Below are 14602 nucleotides of genomic sequence, written 5' to 3'. Positions count from 1 at the left end.
CCCCCGCCGGCCCGTGGGGTCCACCCCGCCCCACCCCCGGCCGCCCCGGTCACGCCCCCAGGTGCCGCCCCGCGAAGTCCAGCTCCAGGGCGATCTGCTTGATGCGCTCGTCCACGACGAGTGAGCCGTGGCCCGCGTCGTAGCGGTACACCTCGTGGGTCGCGCCCCGGGCGGCGAGGCGGTCGACGTAGTTGTCGATCTGGCGGATCGGGCAGCGCGGGTCGTTGACCCCCGCCGAGATGTAGACGGGGGCCTTGACGTCGTCGACGTACGTCAGGGGGGACGACGCGGCGAAGCGCTCGGGGACGTCCTCCGGTGTGCCGCCGAGAAGCGTGCGGTCCATCGCCTTCAGGGCTTCCATCTCGTCGTGGTACGCCGTCACGTAGTCCGCGACGGGGACCGCGGCGAGACCGACCGCCCAGGAGTCGGGCTGGGTGCCGAGGCCGAGGAGGGTGAGGTACCCGCCCCAGGAGCCGCCCGAAAGGACCAGGCGGTCGGGGTCGGCCAGGCCCGACGTCACCGCCCACTCCCGCACCGCCGCGATGTCCTCCAGCTCGATGAGGCCGACGCGGTGCTTGAGGGCGTCCGTCCACTCTCTGCCGTAACCGGTGGAGCCGCGGTAGTTGACCCGCACGACCGCGTACCCATGGTCGACCCAGGCCGCCGGGCCCGCCGCGAAGGAGTCGCTGTCGTGCCAGGTGGGGCCGCCGTGCACCTCGAAGATGGTGGGGAGGGGGCCCGAGGAGCCCGCGGGCCGCTGCACCAGCGCGTGGATGCGGCCGCCGGGCCCGTCCACCCACACGTCCTCCACCGGGACGGACTTCGGTGCCTTCATGCCGGGCGGGTCCAGGACCACGCCGCCCGCCGTGGAGCGGACCACCGGCGGCTCGGCCGCCGACGACCACATGTACTCCACGCTGCCGTCGGGGCGTGCCGTCGCGCCCGACACGGAGCCGGCCGGCGTGTCGATCCGCACCAGCTCGCCGGAGGCGAAGTCGTAGCGGAAGAGCTCGCCCCGGGCCTCGAAGCCGTGCGCGACGAGGAGCGCGGAGCCGTCCGGATACCACTCGGCGCTCACGTCACCCGGCAGGCCGAGCGCGAGGTCGTGCTCCTCGCCGGACGCGACGTCCCACACCATCGGCTCCCAGCGTCCGCGCCGCTGGTGCCCGACGAGGAGGCGCGTGTCCCCGTCGACCGGCGCGAAGCCGAGGACCTCAAGGCCCAGCTCGACCGTGCCGCCCTTGGTGTCGTCGAGTTCGGCGACCGTCGAACCGTCCGGCCGGATCACCCGGAGCGCGGAGTGCATCGCGTCACCGTGCTCCGTGTGCTCCACGGCGATCAGCGAGCCGTCGTACGACAGGTCGCCGACGCCCGCGGACTCCCGGTGGCGGTACACCTCGACCGGGCCGGGGTCGCCGGGACGCACGACATGGATGGTCGAACCGTCCTCGTCCGTCGAGCGGCCGACGACCACCGTCCCGCCGTCCCTGCCGAGGGCGAGGCCCGCGGGATACGAGGCGGCCAGGCCCGGCACCGCCGGCTCGTCGGCGCCACCGGCGAAGGGCTGGCGCAGCCAGACGCCGAACTCGTCGCCGTCCTTGTCGTCGAACCACCAGATCCACTCGCCGTCGGGCGACAGCGCGCCGTCCGTCGTGCCGTTCGCCCGGTCGGTCACCTGGCGCTGGGTGCCGGTCGCCCTGTCCCACGCGTACAACTCGTACGTCCCCGTCGCGTTCGACACGAACAGGGAGCGCTCCGGAGCATCCTCCGCCCAGTCGGGCAGGGACACGCGCGGCGCCCTGAACCGCTTCTCCCAGTCCGGCATGGCATCCGTCACCGTCTCGTTCGTCGCACCCGTCTCGCTCATGCCCTCCATACTGCCTGGCCCCGCCGACAATCCGCTGGCGGGATTCCCCAGCCTGTGGATAACTTTCCGGCCATGTACTCCCCGACGCCCGCCGACTGGCGAGAGACCAACCGGAAACGCTGGGACGAGCGCGTTCCTCTCCACCTCGCCAGCGACTACTACGACCTCGACGCCTTCCGCGCCGGCAAGGACCCCCTGCGCGACCACGAGCTCGCCGAAGTGGGCGACGTACGCGGAAAGTCCCTGCTGCACCTCCAGTGCCACATCGGCCTGGACACGCTGTCCTGGGCGCGGCACGGAGCGTCCCGCGTGGTGGGGCTCGACTTCTCCGAGCCCGCCGTCGAGGCGGCCCGTGAGCTCGCCGCCGAGCTCGGCCTCACCCCGGAGCAGGCCACCTTCGTCACCGCCGACGTGTACGACGCGGCCGATGCGGTGCCCGACACCTCGTACGACATCGTCTACACCGGAGTGGGCGCGCTCGGCTGGCTCCCCGACATCCGGCGCTGGGCCGAGACCGCCGCCTCGCTGGTCGCCCCCGGCGGCTTCCTCTACCTCAACGAATTCCATCCGCTCACCGACATCCTGGACGACGCCACGGGCTCCCGCGTCGAGCACGACTACTTCGCGCGCGACGCCTGGGTCGACGAGACGCCCGGCGGTTACGCGGACACCGTCACTCCCACCGTCCACAACCGCACCGTCGAGTGGCAGCACCCGGTCGGCGACGTCGTCTCGGCGCTCGCCGCCGCGGGGCTGCGCGTCGAGTTCCTGCGCGAGCGCGACCACACCCTCTTCGCGCGGTTCGGCGCGCTCGAACTCCGCGACGGCACCTACCGGTTCCCCGCGGACCGGCCCCGCATCCCGCTCATGTACTCCCTGCGGGCGAGCAGGGCCCGGGATGCGTGAGCGGTCAGGGCAGGGGAGAGGGCGGCCGCAGCCAGCCCTCCTGGTCGGGCGCGAACTCGCCCAGTTTCGTCCAGTCCCACGCCTGCAGCACCTCACGCCCCCGGTCGTCGTCCGGCTTGAGGACGGCGACGACGACATCCGACGTGTGCCGGGTGAGGAGCAGCGTCCGAAGGCGGGAGGCGAGGTCCGAGCCGCGCTCGGCGGGCGTGACCATCAGCTCGCTCAGCAGGAACACCCGCCCCGAAGCGGTCTGTTCCTCGATCTCCGGGGGCAGAACACCGCGGAACCTCTCCCACCACGCACCGCTGCGCTCGGCACGGTATCCGTAGAGACAGCCGACCAGGCCCGCCGCGTCGGCCACGACCATGTCGAAATCCGTCTGCTGCACGTCTTGTTCGAAACGGCGCAGAAACTCACGCCGGTCCCCGAACTCGGCGCCGGCCATGCCGCGACTGGAGTCCACGTAGAGGTCGGCCAAGGCCTCACGCTGCATCTCCGCCTGCCAACGGCTCAGTCGCCGCAAGAACACCTCTGGCATGTACGCCTCCCGCCCCGCTCCGCTGGGAGCAGCTCCCCCTGCACCCTGGACTCCGCATCGTGTCAGCACCGACCGGCGAGGGGAACGGGGCGACAGGCAGGACCAAGAGGCATAACCGGCAGATCACTGGGCAGGCGGTCTGATGACGTACCGCCCGCCGCCCCCACCGAGCGAAGGTGAACCCGTGAGGACCTCCACACAGTTGACCGCAGCACCCACGCATGAGGAAGCACCTGCTGCGGCCCCCTGGGAAGAGACGTCCAACAGCGAACTGCCGTGGGTCGAGGACGCGGGGATTGTCGCGCCCAAGGACGCGCGGGCCCTGTCGAAGATCTTCTTCGACCGGCTCCAGCACCTCGAAGAGGGCACGCACGAATACCAGTACGCACGCAACACCCTGATCGAGATGAACCTGTCGCTGGTGCAGTTCGCGGCCTCCCGCTTCCGCGGCGGCAGCACCGACATCGACGACATCGTGCAGGTCGGCACGATCGGCCTGATCAAGGCCATCGACCGCTTCGAGCTGTCCCGTGAGGTCGCGTTCAGCACCTTCGCGCTGCCTTACATCACCGGTGAGATCAAACGATTCTTCCGCGACACCACCTGGGCGGTCCACGTGCCGCGCCGCCTCCAGGAGCTCCGCGTCGACCTCGTGAAGGCCAAGGAGGCGCTCGGCGCCGAACTGGACCGCGAGCCCACCGTCCGCGAACTCGCCGACCACCTCGGCCTCACCGAGCGCGAGGTCAACGACGGCCTCGTCGCCTCGAACGGCTACACCGCGGGCTCCATCGACGTCCCCCTCAACCAGGACGACGGCTCCAAGGGCCGTGACTACGCCGACGTCCTCGGCGAGGAGGACCCCGCGCTCGACCTCTTCGAGGACCTGCACGCCCTGGCGCCCCTCGTCGAGCAACTGGACGAGCGCGAGCGGCACATCATCGAGATGCGCTTCGGCCAGGAGATGACGCAGGGCCAGATCGGCGAGGTGCTCGGGGTCTCCCAGATGCACGTCTCGCGGCTGCTGACCCGCACCCTCGCCAAGCTGCGCTCCGGACTGCTCACCGAACACTGAGCCGACGGCTTTCAGTAAAGAAGCCGCCCCTCAGCGCAGGCGCCGGGACTTGTGCGACCGCGCCCTCAGGCGTACGTCGGCGGTCAGCTCCCGGGGTGCCGTCGCCGCTCGCGCCTCCGCCACCGTGTGCCGGGCGAGAAGCTCAAGGACCGTCTCCGGAGAGCTGCCCGGCAGCAGGACGAGGGTGATGTGGGCGCGCAGCCGCCGTGAGCCGCCCCGAAGGCGTACGCGCGCGTCGGCCACGCCCTCGATGGCGCGTGCCCGCTCGGTCATCGCGGCCGCCAGCGCGGCCCCGGAGAGCGTCACGTCGGGCTGCCCCAGGGGCAGTTCCCGTACGCGGCCACTGCGCAGCTGCGCCACGGCCCACCCCAGGAACAGGAGTACGCCGACGGAGAGCGCGGCGATCACCAGAGGCGTCCACCAGCCCTGATCGCGCCACCTGCCGAGGTCACGCCCGTCGAGCCACACCCTGTCGGCGCCGAGCCGCGGCCAGCCCGACGGCAGCCGCTCGCGCACGCCGTCGGTGGCGGACGCCAGCACGGCTCCGGCGCCGAGAAGCGCCACGGCCGCACCGAGCAGGGCCGCGCGGTTGGTGCCACTGCGGAGCCTGCTCATCGAACCCCGCTCTCCGGAGCAGCCGAGTCACCGTCCGGCGCAGGTGGCGCCAGCGGCCCCGGCGCGGGAGCGCGCCAGGCGGGTTCGGGGCGCAGCCGGACGCGGAGCCGTGGCGGCCTGGCCACCCCGCACGCCGTCAGGGCCCGCTCCGCCGCCTCCGTCACCGCCCGGTGCGCGTCGTCCTTGCGGCCGAAGGCGAGCCCGGCACGCACGCGTGCCCTGCGGCGGCCGACATCGACCCGCACCCGGGCGATGCCGGGCAGCTCCGACACGGCGTCCCGCAGCAGCGACGCCATCGCGCGCCGGTCGAGGACCGCGTGGACGCCCGGCAGCGGTGGCCGCATGGGGAGCCGCCCGCGGCGGCCCGGCGTGACGGCGAGGACCAGCAGCCACACGCCGAGGCAGAACACGGCGAACGCCACCGCCGCACCCGGCCAGAGGCCGCTGTCCGGGCCGTGCGTGGTGAGCCACCCCATCAGGTCGGCCCGCCACCCGGCGGGCGGACGGTCGGCCGTGCGCACGGCCAGCACGTCGTACAGGAAGACACCGCACACCACGGCGGCGGCGAACGTCAACGCGGCGACGGGCACGCGCCGCGAGGACCACGGCCGCCGGGCCCGCCCCCCGACACCCGCCTCCACAGAAGTGCCCTCCTCTACAGAAGTGCCCTCCTCTGCTGAAGCGCCCTCCCGTAGACACAGCTCCCGCACCCGCACCCGCGCCGAGGGCACGGCGAGGCCGGTGAGTCGCGCCGTACGGTCGGCGACATGGGCCCGGACGCGTTCGCCCGCGTCGTCGAGCACCGCGGGATAGGGCAGCGTCACGGTGACGTCGACCCGGGCCCGACGGCCGCGTACGGACGCCGAACTTCGGGTCGCCCGCACCTCACCGGGCGCGAGCGCCTCCGTGGCGGCCTGCCCGGCGATGCGGCGCACCGCCCGGTCCGCGACGGTCGTCGAGCCGCGGTCCGCCGCCGGCGTACTCATCGCCGCCCCCGGTCACGGCCGCTCAGGAAGCTCCGTATGTCCGTGCCGTCGTCGACGAGGCGCCCCGCGACGAAGCCCACCGCGCCGAGCGCGGCGACCAGGAGGAAGGCACCGAAGCCGCCGAACCACCCGGCGAACCCCAGCGCCATCCCGGCGATCAGGCCTACCAGAGCTGCGCTCACCACTCACCTACTCCACACGCGTCTCGCCGGCGGAGTCCGAGCCGTCGTCGTCGGGCAGCCGTACGTCGTTGACCGCGACGTTGACCTCGACGACCTCAAGGCCGGTGATGCGCTCCACGGCCGCGATGACGTTCTCGCGCACGTCGTGGGCGACGTCGGTGATGGGCACGCCGTACTCGACGACGATGTCCAGGTCGATCGCCGTCTGCCGCTCGCCGACCTCGACCTTCACGCCGCGTCCGACGTTGGGCCGGCCGCCGGGGACGCGGTCGCGGACGGCGCCGATGGTGCGGGAGAGCCCGCCGCCCATGTCGTACACACCGGGGATCTCACGCGCGGCCGTACCGGCGATCTTCACCACCACCACGTCGGCGATGGACGTCTTCCCGCGGGTCGCGGCCGGCTCGGTGGCCCCCGTCCTGCCCGCCACGGTGGTGCTGCCCGGCACGGCCTGGTGCGGGGCCCCGGTGAGGCCCTGTTCGCCGCCACCGGAGGCGGTCTTCGAAGTGATCTCCTGAGTCGACATGAAGCCATCTCCTCGTCGTCAGTGACTCGTCGCTCGCTCACTGCGGGCCGAGTGCCCGGCCCGGCGCATGTCTGACACCGGGGCAGAGGATTCGTTACGCGTCCCGGTGGAATTTCTTCTCCCGGCGGCCCCCGCACCCGCGTCGCATAACGCGGGCGCTCGCCATGTGTCGTAGGAGTACGACCTGAGTGAGAGGAGCCGCGTGTGCCGGGCGACCCGGACAGAGCGCCGGCCGAGGCGGACGACTCCGCGCGGTCCGACGACGGACTGCTCGCGGTACGGGCCGCGGAGGGCGACGAGGAGGCCTTCGAGGTGCTGGTGCGCCGCCACGCGCCGGGCCTGCTGCGGCTCGCGACACGGCTGCTCGGCAACCGGACGGAGGCCGAGGACGCGGTGCAGGAGTCCTTCGTGAGCGCCTGGCGCAAGGTGCCGGAGTTCCGCAGGGACGCGCAGTTCGGCACGTGGATGCACCGCATCGTCACGAACCGCTGCCTGAACGTCCTGCGGGCCCGCCGCCCCGCCGTCGACCTGGGCGACGTGCCCGAGCCGCAGGCACCGGAGCACGAGGCCTCCCCGGCGCGGGTCGCCGAGGCGCACGCCGCCGTGGCGGAGCTCGGCAGGGCGATGGAGGGGCTGTCTCCGGAGCAGCGCGTCTGCTGGGTGCTGCGCGAACTCAACGGCCTCGCCTACGAAACCATCGCCGAGACGGTCGGCATCAGTCCGGAGGCGGTACGGGGCCGCGTCTTCCGGGCGCGGCGCTATCTCACGGAGGCGATGGCCGCATGGCGTTGAACGAGGAGAACGAACTGCTGCCCTGCGGCCGCGACGTGTGGAGCGTCTGGGAGCGCGCGGAGACCGGCGAAGCCGACCCGCACGCCCTCGGCTGCCCGCACTGCACCGACGCGCGGAACACGCTGCGGCACCTGGAGGACGTCGTCGCCGCCGCCCGCGACACGGACCCGCGGGAGCCCGAGCCCGACACCTCCGCGCTGGTGGGGCGCGTCATGGACGTGGTGCGCCTCGAACTGCGCCCCGGCCGCACGCTGCCGCTGGGCGAGGAGGACGAGGACGCGTGGATCGTGGAGGCCGCGGCCGCCAGAACCGTCCGCGCCGCCGCGGAGTCCCTGCCGGGCGTACGGGCGGGCAGCTGCCGCATCGAGGCGCTCGACGAGGAGGGCCGCACCGACGCGGCCGCGGGACGCCGTCCGCGCGGGCCCGTGCGGATCCGCACGGAGGTCGCGGTGACCCTCACGTGGCATCTCCCGGAGGTCGCCGAGCGGGTCCGCCGCCGGGTACTCGACGCGGTGGACGCCGAGCTCGGCATGAGGGTCGCGACCGTCGACGTGACGGTCGCCGACATCATCGACGACGCTGAAGACGCTGAAGACGCTGTCGACCACAGCGCGGAGAGGCGGCACCCGTGACGGACCGACGTACTGCCGGTGAGCTGGCCGAGGCCGTCCAGGAAGCGGTGCTCGGCACCGCGGGGGTCGCGTTCCTGCGCCCGGGCATCGCCGAGCTCCTGCGCGTCACCACCCCGCTGACCAGGCGCTCCTCGGCGGTCCGCGTCACCCGGGACAAGGGCGCCGCGGCCTGGCACGCCGAGATCCACGTCGTCCTGCGCCGCGGTTACCGGTCCGTGGACGTCACCCGGGAGGTGCGCGCCGCCGTGGCCGGGACGCTGCTGCGGATGACCGGCGAGCAGGAACCCCCGCGCGTCACGGTGACGGTGACCGGCCGCGTATGAGAGAACTCCGCCCGGGGAATTCTTCAGGCCGCGGGCTCACGCGGTCAGCGGTACCCGGGCGACGATGCGCTTCCCGCCGCCGGGAAGGCGCGTCACGCTGACGTCGTCGGCCAGCCGGCACACCGTGGGCCAGCCGTGTCCGCCGCTCACGAGGAGGGCCGTCCGGGGGCGGGTGACCGGAACGGTGTCGCTGCCGTCCTCGACGGTGATCTCGACGGAGTCGGACCGTACGCGGCACTGGAACCCGCGCAGACCTCCGCCGTGCCTGAGCGCGTTGGTGACCAGTTCCGAGGTGACCAGAACCGCGTCCGCGACCGCCATCTCGCCGATGTGCCGATGCCCCTGGCGCAACGCCGCGCGCACGGCCTCCCGGGCGGCTGCCGGGCTGCGGGGGCGGGCGAGGATGCGGGCTTCCTGAGTGCTGTCGGTTGTCACAGCGCATCACTCCCACCGATGTTGTGGGGACTGTTCCTCTTCGGCTGCCCCGTGAGCCCGCCCGCACACACGGCGTTCGAGTGGTTCGCCCGGTCGGCACCGAAATGCCCGGTGGCCGCACACGGGGTCCGTGGCGCCACCGGGCAGGGTGTCCGGGGGTCAGAAGAAGAGGTCCAGGCCCAGTCCGGCGTGCCAGTGGTGGTGCCCGTGGCCGTGGCCATGACCGTGACCGTGGTGATCGTGGTGCCAGTCGTCCCTGTCCGGGCCGTCGGCCTGCTGCGCGGCCGGGGCGGCGGCGGAGGCGGGAGCCGCGAGGGCGACGCCGGCCGGGACGGCCAGCGCGGCGGTGACGGCGGCGACGGACAGGGCGCGGGTTATGCGCTTCATGCTCAGACCCTTCGGTGAAGGCGTGTGCACGCGCCGGTGTGGCGTGCACGGACGCTCATCACGCTGAAGGGTCCTCCGGGGGCCTGCTCGCCGAGCGCCGCTGGGGGAGTGACGCCGGCCGGGGGCGGGGGGAAGGCGCCGTCAGCGAGGTGCGGGCCTTCCCCGGCAGCGCCCCCGGGCGGCGCGGGGCACCTGGATCAGCGGTTGGCGACGCCGTTGCCCGAGAGCAGCGGGATGTCCTCGATGAGGTGCGACAGGGGCTCGTCGCCCTTGGCCTGCGTCGAGTTCTCGACACACTGCTGCATCTGCGGCGCCGAGAGGATCGGGATGTCCTGAACGCCGATGTTGACGAGGGCGACGATGTTCTGGATGTTCGCCTTGACCGGGAGGCCGACACAGAGCTTGTTCAGCGAGCCCTGGACCAGGGTCATCTGCGGGCTCATGTTGCCCTTGGTCGCGGAGTTGCCGAACGCCTGCCCGGCGCCGTTGCCGCTGACGGATTGGGTGCCCGTGTCATCGCCGATGGCCATGGCCTGCGGAGCCGCGGTGACGGCCATTCCGGCGGCGGTCAGGGTGACGGCGGTCGTTGCGAGCAGCTTCTTCATGGTGAGGAGTTCCCTTCGAGTGAGGCTCCACTCCGGAGCCGCATGGTGATCAACTGAGCGACAGAGCGGGAGTTGCGGCCATTCGGCCATTCGGTTGATAAATGTGCTGAACGTCAGCTTTCGTCTCAACGGCACCGTTTCGTCGCGCACTTCGACAGGAACGAAATCGGAGACGCCCCCACTCTTGACGAGGAGATATGGCTGACCGCACAGGACCATGGCAGCGGCTAGGTGTCATTCCGACGAGCAGGCAGTCTCCGGAATGCCGCACCGACCCCATCTACGATTCCTTGCTCAGGAGTTGGTACGCGCAGGGCAGAACCGTCCCGGGACGGCCCGACCCCGAGTGGAGAAGGCTGGTCGAGCGCGACCCCTGGCCCCGGCAGTGAACGAGAGCGGCGGGCCGCCAAGGAGGAGGATGGCGGCCCGCCGGGAGGCATGCGGTGTCAGCGGTTGCTGACGCCGTTGCCGGACAGGATCGGCAGGTCGTCCAGAATGTGCGACAGCGGCTCGTCGCCCTTGGCCTGGGTCGAGTTCTCGGTGCACTGCTGGGTCTGCGGCGCGGAGAGGATCGGGATGTCCTGGATGCCGATGTTGACCAGGCCGACGATGTTCTGAATGTTGGCCTTCGCGGGCAGGGCGATGCAGGGCTTGTTGAACGAGCCCTGGATGAGCGCCATCTGCGGGCTCATGTTGCCGTGCGTGGCCGAGTTGCCGAACGACTGCATGGCATTGTTGCCGCTCATCGTCTCGGTGCCGCCGTCGTTGCCGATGGCGAGGGCCGTGGGTGCGGCGGACGCCGACATGCCGACGACGGAAGCCGTGACCGCAGCTGCGGTCATAACCTTCTTGATCACAGGTGTTCCTCTCTGAGTTAGCCCCGTCCTCGGAGCACCCTGAGCAACTGCCCGGAACGGGAGGGGTTGCTGAAATTCACTCCGATGGCCCAATACGCGGCCACCCGCGAGTATGAGTGATTCCGTCGTCGTGCCGACCACCGACGATCCGATGGAGTGAATGCGCGGAACTAAACGTGGGGCGGGGAGTTGAGCAGGCCGCAGTAACGTGAGCGTCTGCCCCAGAAAAGGAACCACAAATGCTTAAGAAGGCAATGGCAATGGCAGCGGCTGCGGTGGCCGTAGCCGGTATCGCTTCCCCCGCGATGGCCGTCGGCGACGACACCGGTACCCAGTCGATGAGCGGCAACGGTGCCCAGCAGTCGTTCGGTAACTCCGCCACCAAGGGCGACATGAGCCCGCAGCTCTCCCTGATCCAGGGCACGCTGAACAAGCCTTGCATCGGCCTCCCGGTCAAGGCCAACATCCAGAACATCGTCGCCCTGGTCAACATCGGCATCCAGGACATCCCGATCCTCTCCGCGCCGCAGACCCAGCAGTGCACCGAGAACTCGACGCAGGCGAAGGGCGACGAGCCGCTGTCGCACATCCTCAGCGACATCCCGATCCTGTCCGCCAACGGCGAGCACAACGGCTGATCCGTCGCGCTGTAGAGACTGCTCGGGCCGCCCGCCTTTTCCTCCTCGGGTGGCCCGGGCTTTCTCATGTCCTGGCTGCCGCCGGCCAACTCCCTTACCCCTATTGCTGCTTCCCCGGCGAGTCGCATTCGAGTGAACTTCCGAAGTGTGTCAACTCTGCGGTTTCTTCGGCCACTACCGCTCGTTAAGCAGGGCTCAGGTCGCGGTGCGGGAACAGGGAATGCCCGCCCGGCTCCGGCCGCCGTTTAGGCGTGGCCCGAGAGAAGGGAAAAGCTGTGAAGCTCAAGAAGAGCGCAACGTTCATTGCCGGTGCGGTCATGGCGCTGGGCCTGGGCGCCCCGGCGTTCGCCGACGCCGGTGCCTCGGGTGCGGCCCAGAACTCCCCGGGTGTCATCTCCGGCAACGTCATCCAGGTTCCCGTCCACGTGCCGGTCAACGTGTGCGGCAACAGCATCGACGTCGTCGGTCTCCTGAACCCGGCGTTCGGCAACACCTGCGTCAACGACTGACGTAGCGGCTCAGCTGTTCCTGCTGTGTCCCAGCCGGCCTTGGCAGCCTTCCCGGCGCCAGGGCCGGCTTCCCATCGGACAGAGAAAGACCACTAGATTGCGACAGGCCCTCAGCAAAGGAATGCTCTCCGCCGCGGCCGCCACGAGCATCCTGTCCCTGTCCGGCACCCACGCGTTCGCCGCTTCCGGAGCGAACGGGCAGGCGCTGGACTCGCCCGGCTTCTTGTCGGGCAACAACGTGCAGGCCCCGGTGGAAGTGCCGGTGAACGTGTGCGGCAACTCGGCGAACGCCACCGCGGCAGGCAACCCGGCCTTCGGCAACACCTGCGGCTCCTCCTCCCACTCCTCCCACTCCTCTCACTCCTCTCACTCCTCCCACTCCGGCTCCCACGCGGCGCCCCGCTCCGCGCCCTCACGGCCGGTGGAGAGCGCTCCGAAGGCGGCGCCGCGCACCCACTCCGAAGCGGCCGGCAGCCCCACACGCCCCGCACGCTCCACCCGCTCCGACAGTCCCGCCCGCTCCACCCGCTCCGAAGCTCCGGCCCGCTCCTCCTCCAGCTCCGCGGCCCAGGGCGACACCACGCGGTCGCCCGGCGTGGGCGCGGGCAACAACGCGAAGGCCCCGGTCGACGCACCGGTGCAGGCCTGCGGCAACTCCGTGGGCATCGTGGCCGCGCTCTCGGGCGTCATGGGCAACCGCTGCGGCGACGACCACTCCCACCGGGACCCGCACGCCGCCGAGCCGCCGACCGCCGGAAAGCCGCCCGCCGCCCCACCGGGCGGTCCCGTCCCGCGGCCCCGGACGGCGTCCCCCGCCGACCCCGCGGACCCCATCGGTTCCGCGGACCATGAGGACCCGCGTCCCCCCGAGGTGTCGTCGGCCTCCGCACCGCACCACGTACCGCAGGGCAGGCACGCCCGGCGGCCGGCCGCCGCGGAGACGCCCCACGACCTGCTGGCCGCCACGGGACCGGACGCCGCGCTGCTCGGCGCGGCGGGCGCGAGCGCGGGGCTGCTGCTCGGCGGAGCGATCCTGTACCGGAGGGGCGCCTCGTCCCGGCGCTGAGCACCGGACACAGCAGTACGCCGGCAGGGAAGCGGAGACGGAACCGCTTCCCTGCCGGCGCAAGGGAGGTGGAGACGTGGCCTGCCCATCGGGGGGCGTCGCTCACCCACGGCATAGGAGCCGACGGCTGGCGGGAAGCGACCCGGCCTGTCCCAGTGAAGCCCGTTCAGTGCATCACCGGATGACCCCCGCGGGAAGTGCGGTTCACCCGTTCGCCCGCTGAGTCACTCATAAGAGAGCCACCGAAACCAGCGCGTCGTACGCAGGTCATGCATCGGTGACGGCTCGCTCTCTGTTCGCCTGGGCGGGGAGGACGGCGGGCGGGTGTTCCGCCGGCCGAGCCGACAGGGGTGTCAGAGGTTGGCGTGACCGGTGGCCCATGCCGTCGCGCAGCCTTCGCACCACGTGGCGGCGCCAGAGCCGGCGCAGGGAGGCCCCAGGGGCGGGGTCGTCCGCGGCGTGCCAGGCGAGTTCGGACCCGGACCCGGACCCAGACTCGGAACCGGACCTGGTCAGGGTCCGCAGTGCCGCCAGAGGGGCGTAGTTCTCCACCACGAACGTGCGGCCGTGCAGCGGCTGCGGGTCGGGCACCGGCCGGTGGGTCAGATCGAGGTGCAGGGCGCGCACCACGTCCGTGCCCGTGCCGTCGGCGAAGAGGCGGAACTGGGCGCCGGGGCGCGGGTTGAAGTCGATGAGGTGGAAGTCGCCGGTCGCGGCGTCCCTGCGGAAGTCCAGGTCGAAGATCCCGCGGTACTCCAGGGCCGACACGACCTGCGCGGCCGCGGACCAGAGCGCGGGGTTCGCGGTCCAGTCGCCGCTCACCGTCAGACCCGCCGAGCGCGGCCACGACAGGTGCTTGCGGCCCGTACCACCGCCGCGTACGACACCGTCACGGCCCACGCAGCCGTGCACGAACCAGTCCGCGTCGCGGGTCCCGGGCACGAAGGCCTGGAGGAGGAGGCGGCTGCCGGCCTCGGTGCGGCGCTCGAACAGGGCGGCGGCCTCGTGCGGGGAGCCCAGCACGGTGGTGCTGCGCAGCCCGGTGTCGCGGGGCAGCAGCCAGGGGCGGCTCCACTTCGCCACGGCGGGGGTACCGAGGAGGTCCACGGCGTCGGCGGCCTCGGCGGCGGACTCCGGGGCCAGGGTCGTCGGGTGCGCCACGCCCGCCTGGGCGCAGACCCGGGCGAGAGCCGCCTTGTCCGCCACGCGCTCGGCCACGGCGCCGGGCACGCGGGGCACCAGGAAGCGGTCGGTGAGCTGCTCGTACAGGGCGCTGACCGCGAGGGCGCCGGCGTCGTCGAGGGGGATCAGCACGGCAGGTCCTGTGAGCCGGTGCGAGACCCGCCGCAGCACGGTGGCCACCTCGGCGAGTGACGCTCCCGGGGCGGGCGGCGCGTGCATCCGGTGCAGATAGCGGGATCGCCGCACGGGGCTTCCGCGGTCGTCGGCCACCAGATGGACCTCGATTCCGGCGCGGCCCAGGGAGCGCACGGCACCCAGCGTTCCGTGGTGGAAGGGATTCCTGTCGATCCGCAACAGGACCGCAGGAATGCGGGTGTCCAGAGGCTGCAACGTCATCCTCGCTTGTCGATCGCCCATGCGGGCGATGTGGCGGAATACGGGATTAGAAACACGATTGGCGCAATAGAAATACATATGACGGAGT

19 protein-coding genes are annotated in these 14602 nt (G+C 71.9%); 8 read left to right on the top strand and 11 right to left on the bottom strand.

Annotated features, from left to right (window positions below):
• Positions 1–49: 49 nt before the first annotated feature.
• Positions 50–1867, bottom strand: coding sequence for a prolyl oligopeptidase family serine peptidase (locus AB0H82_RS02350; RefSeq protein ID WP_362987887.1), 1818 nt, complete (start codon positions 1865–1867; stop codon positions 50–52).
• 72 nt (positions 1868–1939) lie between these two features.
• On the opposite strand from AB0H82_RS02350, the gene AB0H82_RS02345 reads away from it, so the two are divergent.
• Positions 1940–2773: a class I SAM-dependent methyltransferase gene (locus tag AB0H82_RS02345; RefSeq protein WP_362987885.1), complete on the top strand. Its 834-nt coding sequence runs from the start codon at positions 1940–1942 to the stop codon at positions 2771–2773.
• Between the two features lie 4 nt (positions 2774–2777).
• On the opposite strand, the gene AB0H82_RS02340 is transcribed toward AB0H82_RS02345, so the two are convergent.
• Positions 2778–3311 carry a hypothetical protein gene (locus AB0H82_RS02340; RefSeq protein WP_362987883.1) on the bottom strand — a complete coding sequence of 178 codons (534 nt, stop codon included), beginning with the start codon at positions 3309–3311 and terminating at the stop codon, positions 2778–2780.
• Positions 3312–3582: 271 nt separating this feature from the next.
• Here AB0H82_RS02340 and AB0H82_RS02335 point away from each other — a divergent pair, with 271 nt between their 5' ends.
• On the top strand, positions 3583–4383 hold the full coding sequence (locus tag AB0H82_RS02335) for an RNA polymerase sigma factor SigF (protein WP_362988299.1): 801 nt from the start codon (positions 3583–3585) through the stop codon (positions 4381–4383).
• A gap of 30 nt (positions 4384–4413) precedes the next feature.
• On the opposite strand, the gene AB0H82_RS02330 is transcribed toward AB0H82_RS02335, so the two are convergent.
• The 4 genes from AB0H82_RS02330 to AB0H82_RS02315 are packed head-to-tail and all read right to left on the bottom strand — an operon-like array spanning position 4414 to position 6692.
• Positions 4414–4998: an alkaline shock response membrane anchor protein AmaP gene (locus AB0H82_RS02330; RefSeq protein WP_362987881.1), complete on the bottom strand. Its 585-nt coding sequence runs from the start codon at positions 4996–4998 to the stop codon at positions 4414–4416.
• Entirely contained in the window at positions 4995–5984 is a 990-nt protein-coding gene (locus tag AB0H82_RS02325; protein WP_362987879.1) for a DUF6286 domain-containing protein, read from the bottom strand. Before AB0H82_RS02325 ends, AB0H82_RS02330 begins: the two co-directional genes overlap by 4 nt.
• Positions 5981–6166 (bottom strand): hypothetical protein, encoded by a 186-nt coding sequence (locus tag AB0H82_RS02320; protein WP_362987877.1) that lies wholly within the window; start codon positions 6164–6166, stop codon positions 5981–5983. The genes AB0H82_RS02325 and AB0H82_RS02320 overlap by 4 nt, the downstream gene beginning before the upstream one ends.
• A gap of 7 nt (positions 6167–6173) precedes the next feature.
• Positions 6174–6692, bottom strand: a complete 519-nt coding sequence (locus AB0H82_RS02315) for an Asp23/Gls24 family envelope stress response protein (protein WP_362987875.1) — start codon at positions 6690–6692, stop codon at positions 6174–6176.
• A gap of 204 nt (positions 6693–6896) precedes the next feature.
• On the opposite strand from AB0H82_RS02315, the gene AB0H82_RS02310 reads away from it, so the two are divergent.
• The 3 genes from AB0H82_RS02310 to AB0H82_RS02300 are packed head-to-tail and all read left to right on the top strand — an operon-like array spanning position 6897 to position 8439.
• A complete protein-coding gene (locus AB0H82_RS02310) occupies positions 6897–7484 on the top strand; it encodes a sigma-70 family RNA polymerase sigma factor (RefSeq protein ID WP_362987874.1) in 588 nt (195 codons plus the stop codon).
• Positions 7475–8116: a hypothetical protein gene (locus AB0H82_RS02305; protein ID WP_362987872.1), complete on the top strand. Its 642-nt coding sequence runs from the start codon at positions 7475–7477 to the stop codon at positions 8114–8116. The genes AB0H82_RS02310 and AB0H82_RS02305 overlap by 10 nt, the downstream gene beginning before the upstream one ends.
• Complete coding sequence (locus AB0H82_RS02300; protein WP_362987870.1) at positions 8113–8439, top strand: hypothetical protein; 327 nt, start codon at positions 8113–8115, stop codon at positions 8437–8439. The genes AB0H82_RS02305 and AB0H82_RS02300 overlap by 4 nt, the downstream gene beginning before the upstream one ends.
• Positions 8440–8475: 36 nt before the next feature.
• On the opposite strand, the gene AB0H82_RS02295 is transcribed toward AB0H82_RS02300, so the two are convergent.
• From AB0H82_RS02295 to AB0H82_RS02280, 4 genes are all read right to left on the bottom strand, one after another.
• Positions 8476–8874, bottom strand: a complete 399-nt coding sequence (locus AB0H82_RS02295) for an ATP-binding protein (RefSeq protein WP_362987868.1) — start codon at positions 8872–8874, stop codon at positions 8476–8478.
• Between the two features lie 159 nt (positions 8875–9033).
• Positions 9034–9261: a hypothetical protein gene (locus AB0H82_RS02290; protein WP_362987866.1), complete on the bottom strand. Its 228-nt coding sequence runs from the start codon at positions 9259–9261 to the stop codon at positions 9034–9036.
• 197 nt (positions 9262–9458) lie between these two features.
• Positions 9459–9866 carry a rodlin gene (locus AB0H82_RS02285; RefSeq protein ID WP_362987864.1) on the bottom strand — a complete coding sequence of 136 codons (408 nt, stop codon included), beginning with the start codon at positions 9864–9866 and terminating at the stop codon, positions 9459–9461.
• A gap of 446 nt (positions 9867–10312) precedes the next feature.
• Entirely contained in the window at positions 10313–10723 is a 411-nt protein-coding gene (locus AB0H82_RS02280) for a rodlin (RefSeq protein WP_362987863.1), read from the bottom strand.
• 239 nt (positions 10724–10962) lie between these two features.
• On the opposite strand from AB0H82_RS02280, the gene AB0H82_RS02275 reads away from it, so the two are divergent.
• From AB0H82_RS02275 to AB0H82_RS02265, 3 genes are all read left to right on the top strand, one after another.
• Positions 10963–11361: a rodlin gene (locus tag AB0H82_RS02275; RefSeq protein ID WP_362987861.1), complete on the top strand. Its 399-nt coding sequence runs from the start codon at positions 10963–10965 to the stop codon at positions 11359–11361.
• 317 nt (positions 11362–11678) lie between these two features.
• Complete coding sequence (locus AB0H82_RS02270) at positions 11679–11870, top strand: chaplin (protein ID WP_362988297.1); 192 nt, start codon at positions 11679–11681, stop codon at positions 11868–11870.
• A 97-nt stretch (positions 11871–11967) separates the two neighbouring features.
• The gene (locus tag AB0H82_RS02265) at positions 11968–12936 is read left to right on the top strand and encodes a chaplin (RefSeq protein WP_362987859.1); all 969 of its coding nucleotides are present in this window, start codon (positions 11968–11970) and stop codon (positions 12934–12936) included.
• A gap of 267 nt (positions 12937–13203) precedes the next feature.
• Here the strand turns inward: AB0H82_RS02265 and AB0H82_RS02260 are convergent, their stop codons facing one another.
• Positions 13204–14514, bottom strand: coding sequence for an ATP-grasp domain-containing protein (locus AB0H82_RS02260; RefSeq protein WP_362987856.1), 1311 nt, complete (start codon positions 14512–14514; stop codon positions 13204–13206).
• Positions 14515–14602 lie beyond the last annotated feature (88 nt).

Origin of the sequence: Streptomyces sp. NPDC050732 (assembly GCF_040654255.1) — a bacterium.
Lineage (GTDB): Bacteria > Actinomycetota > Actinomycetes > Streptomycetales > Streptomycetaceae > Streptomyces.
This window is presented reverse-complemented; position numbering and strand designations above follow the sequence as displayed.

What these genes read in the sequence shown, in the direction of transcription:
- AB0H82_RS02350 (WP_362987887.1), bottom strand. Translation starts at nt 1,867, where the DNA reads ATGAGCGAGACGGGTGCGACGAACGAGACGGTGACGGATGCCATGCCG.
- AB0H82_RS02345 (WP_362987885.1), top strand. Translation starts at nt 1,940, where the DNA reads ATGTACTCCCCGACGCCCGCCGACTGGCGAGAGACCAACCGGAAACGC.
- AB0H82_RS02340 (WP_362987883.1), bottom strand. Translation starts at nt 3,311, where the DNA reads ATGCCAGAGGTGTTCTTGCGGCGACTGAGCCGTTGGCAGGCGGAGATG.
- AB0H82_RS02330 (WP_362987881.1), bottom strand. Translation starts at nt 4,998, where the DNA reads ATGAGCAGGCTCCGCAGTGGCACCAACCGCGCGGCCCTGCTCGGTGCG.
- AB0H82_RS02325 (WP_362987879.1), bottom strand. Translation starts at nt 5,984, where the DNA reads ATGAGTACGCCGGCGGCGGACCGCGGCTCGACGACCGTCGCGGACCGG.
- AB0H82_RS02315 (WP_362987875.1), bottom strand. Translation starts at nt 6,692, where the DNA reads ATGTCGACTCAGGAGATCACTTCGAAGACCGCCTCCGGTGGCGGCGAA.
- AB0H82_RS02305 (WP_362987872.1), top strand. Translation starts at nt 7,475, where the DNA reads ATGGCGTTGAACGAGGAGAACGAACTGCTGCCCTGCGGCCGCGACGTG.
- AB0H82_RS02290 (WP_362987866.1), bottom strand. Translation starts at nt 9,261, where the DNA reads ATGAAGCGCATAACCCGCGCCCTGTCCGTCGCCGCCGTCACCGCCGCG.
- AB0H82_RS02285 (WP_362987864.1), bottom strand. Translation starts at nt 9,866, where the DNA reads ATGAAGAAGCTGCTCGCAACGACCGCCGTCACCCTGACCGCCGCCGGA.
- AB0H82_RS02275 (WP_362987861.1), top strand. Translation starts at nt 10,963, where the DNA reads ATGCTTAAGAAGGCAATGGCAATGGCAGCGGCTGCGGTGGCCGTAGCC.
- AB0H82_RS02270 (WP_362988297.1), top strand. Translation starts at nt 11,679, where the DNA reads ATGGCGCTGGGCCTGGGCGCCCCGGCGTTCGCCGACGCCGGTGCCTCG.
- AB0H82_RS02260 (WP_362987856.1), bottom strand. Translation starts at nt 14,514, where the DNA reads ATGACGTTGCAGCCTCTGGACACCCGCATTCCTGCGGTCCTGTTGCGG.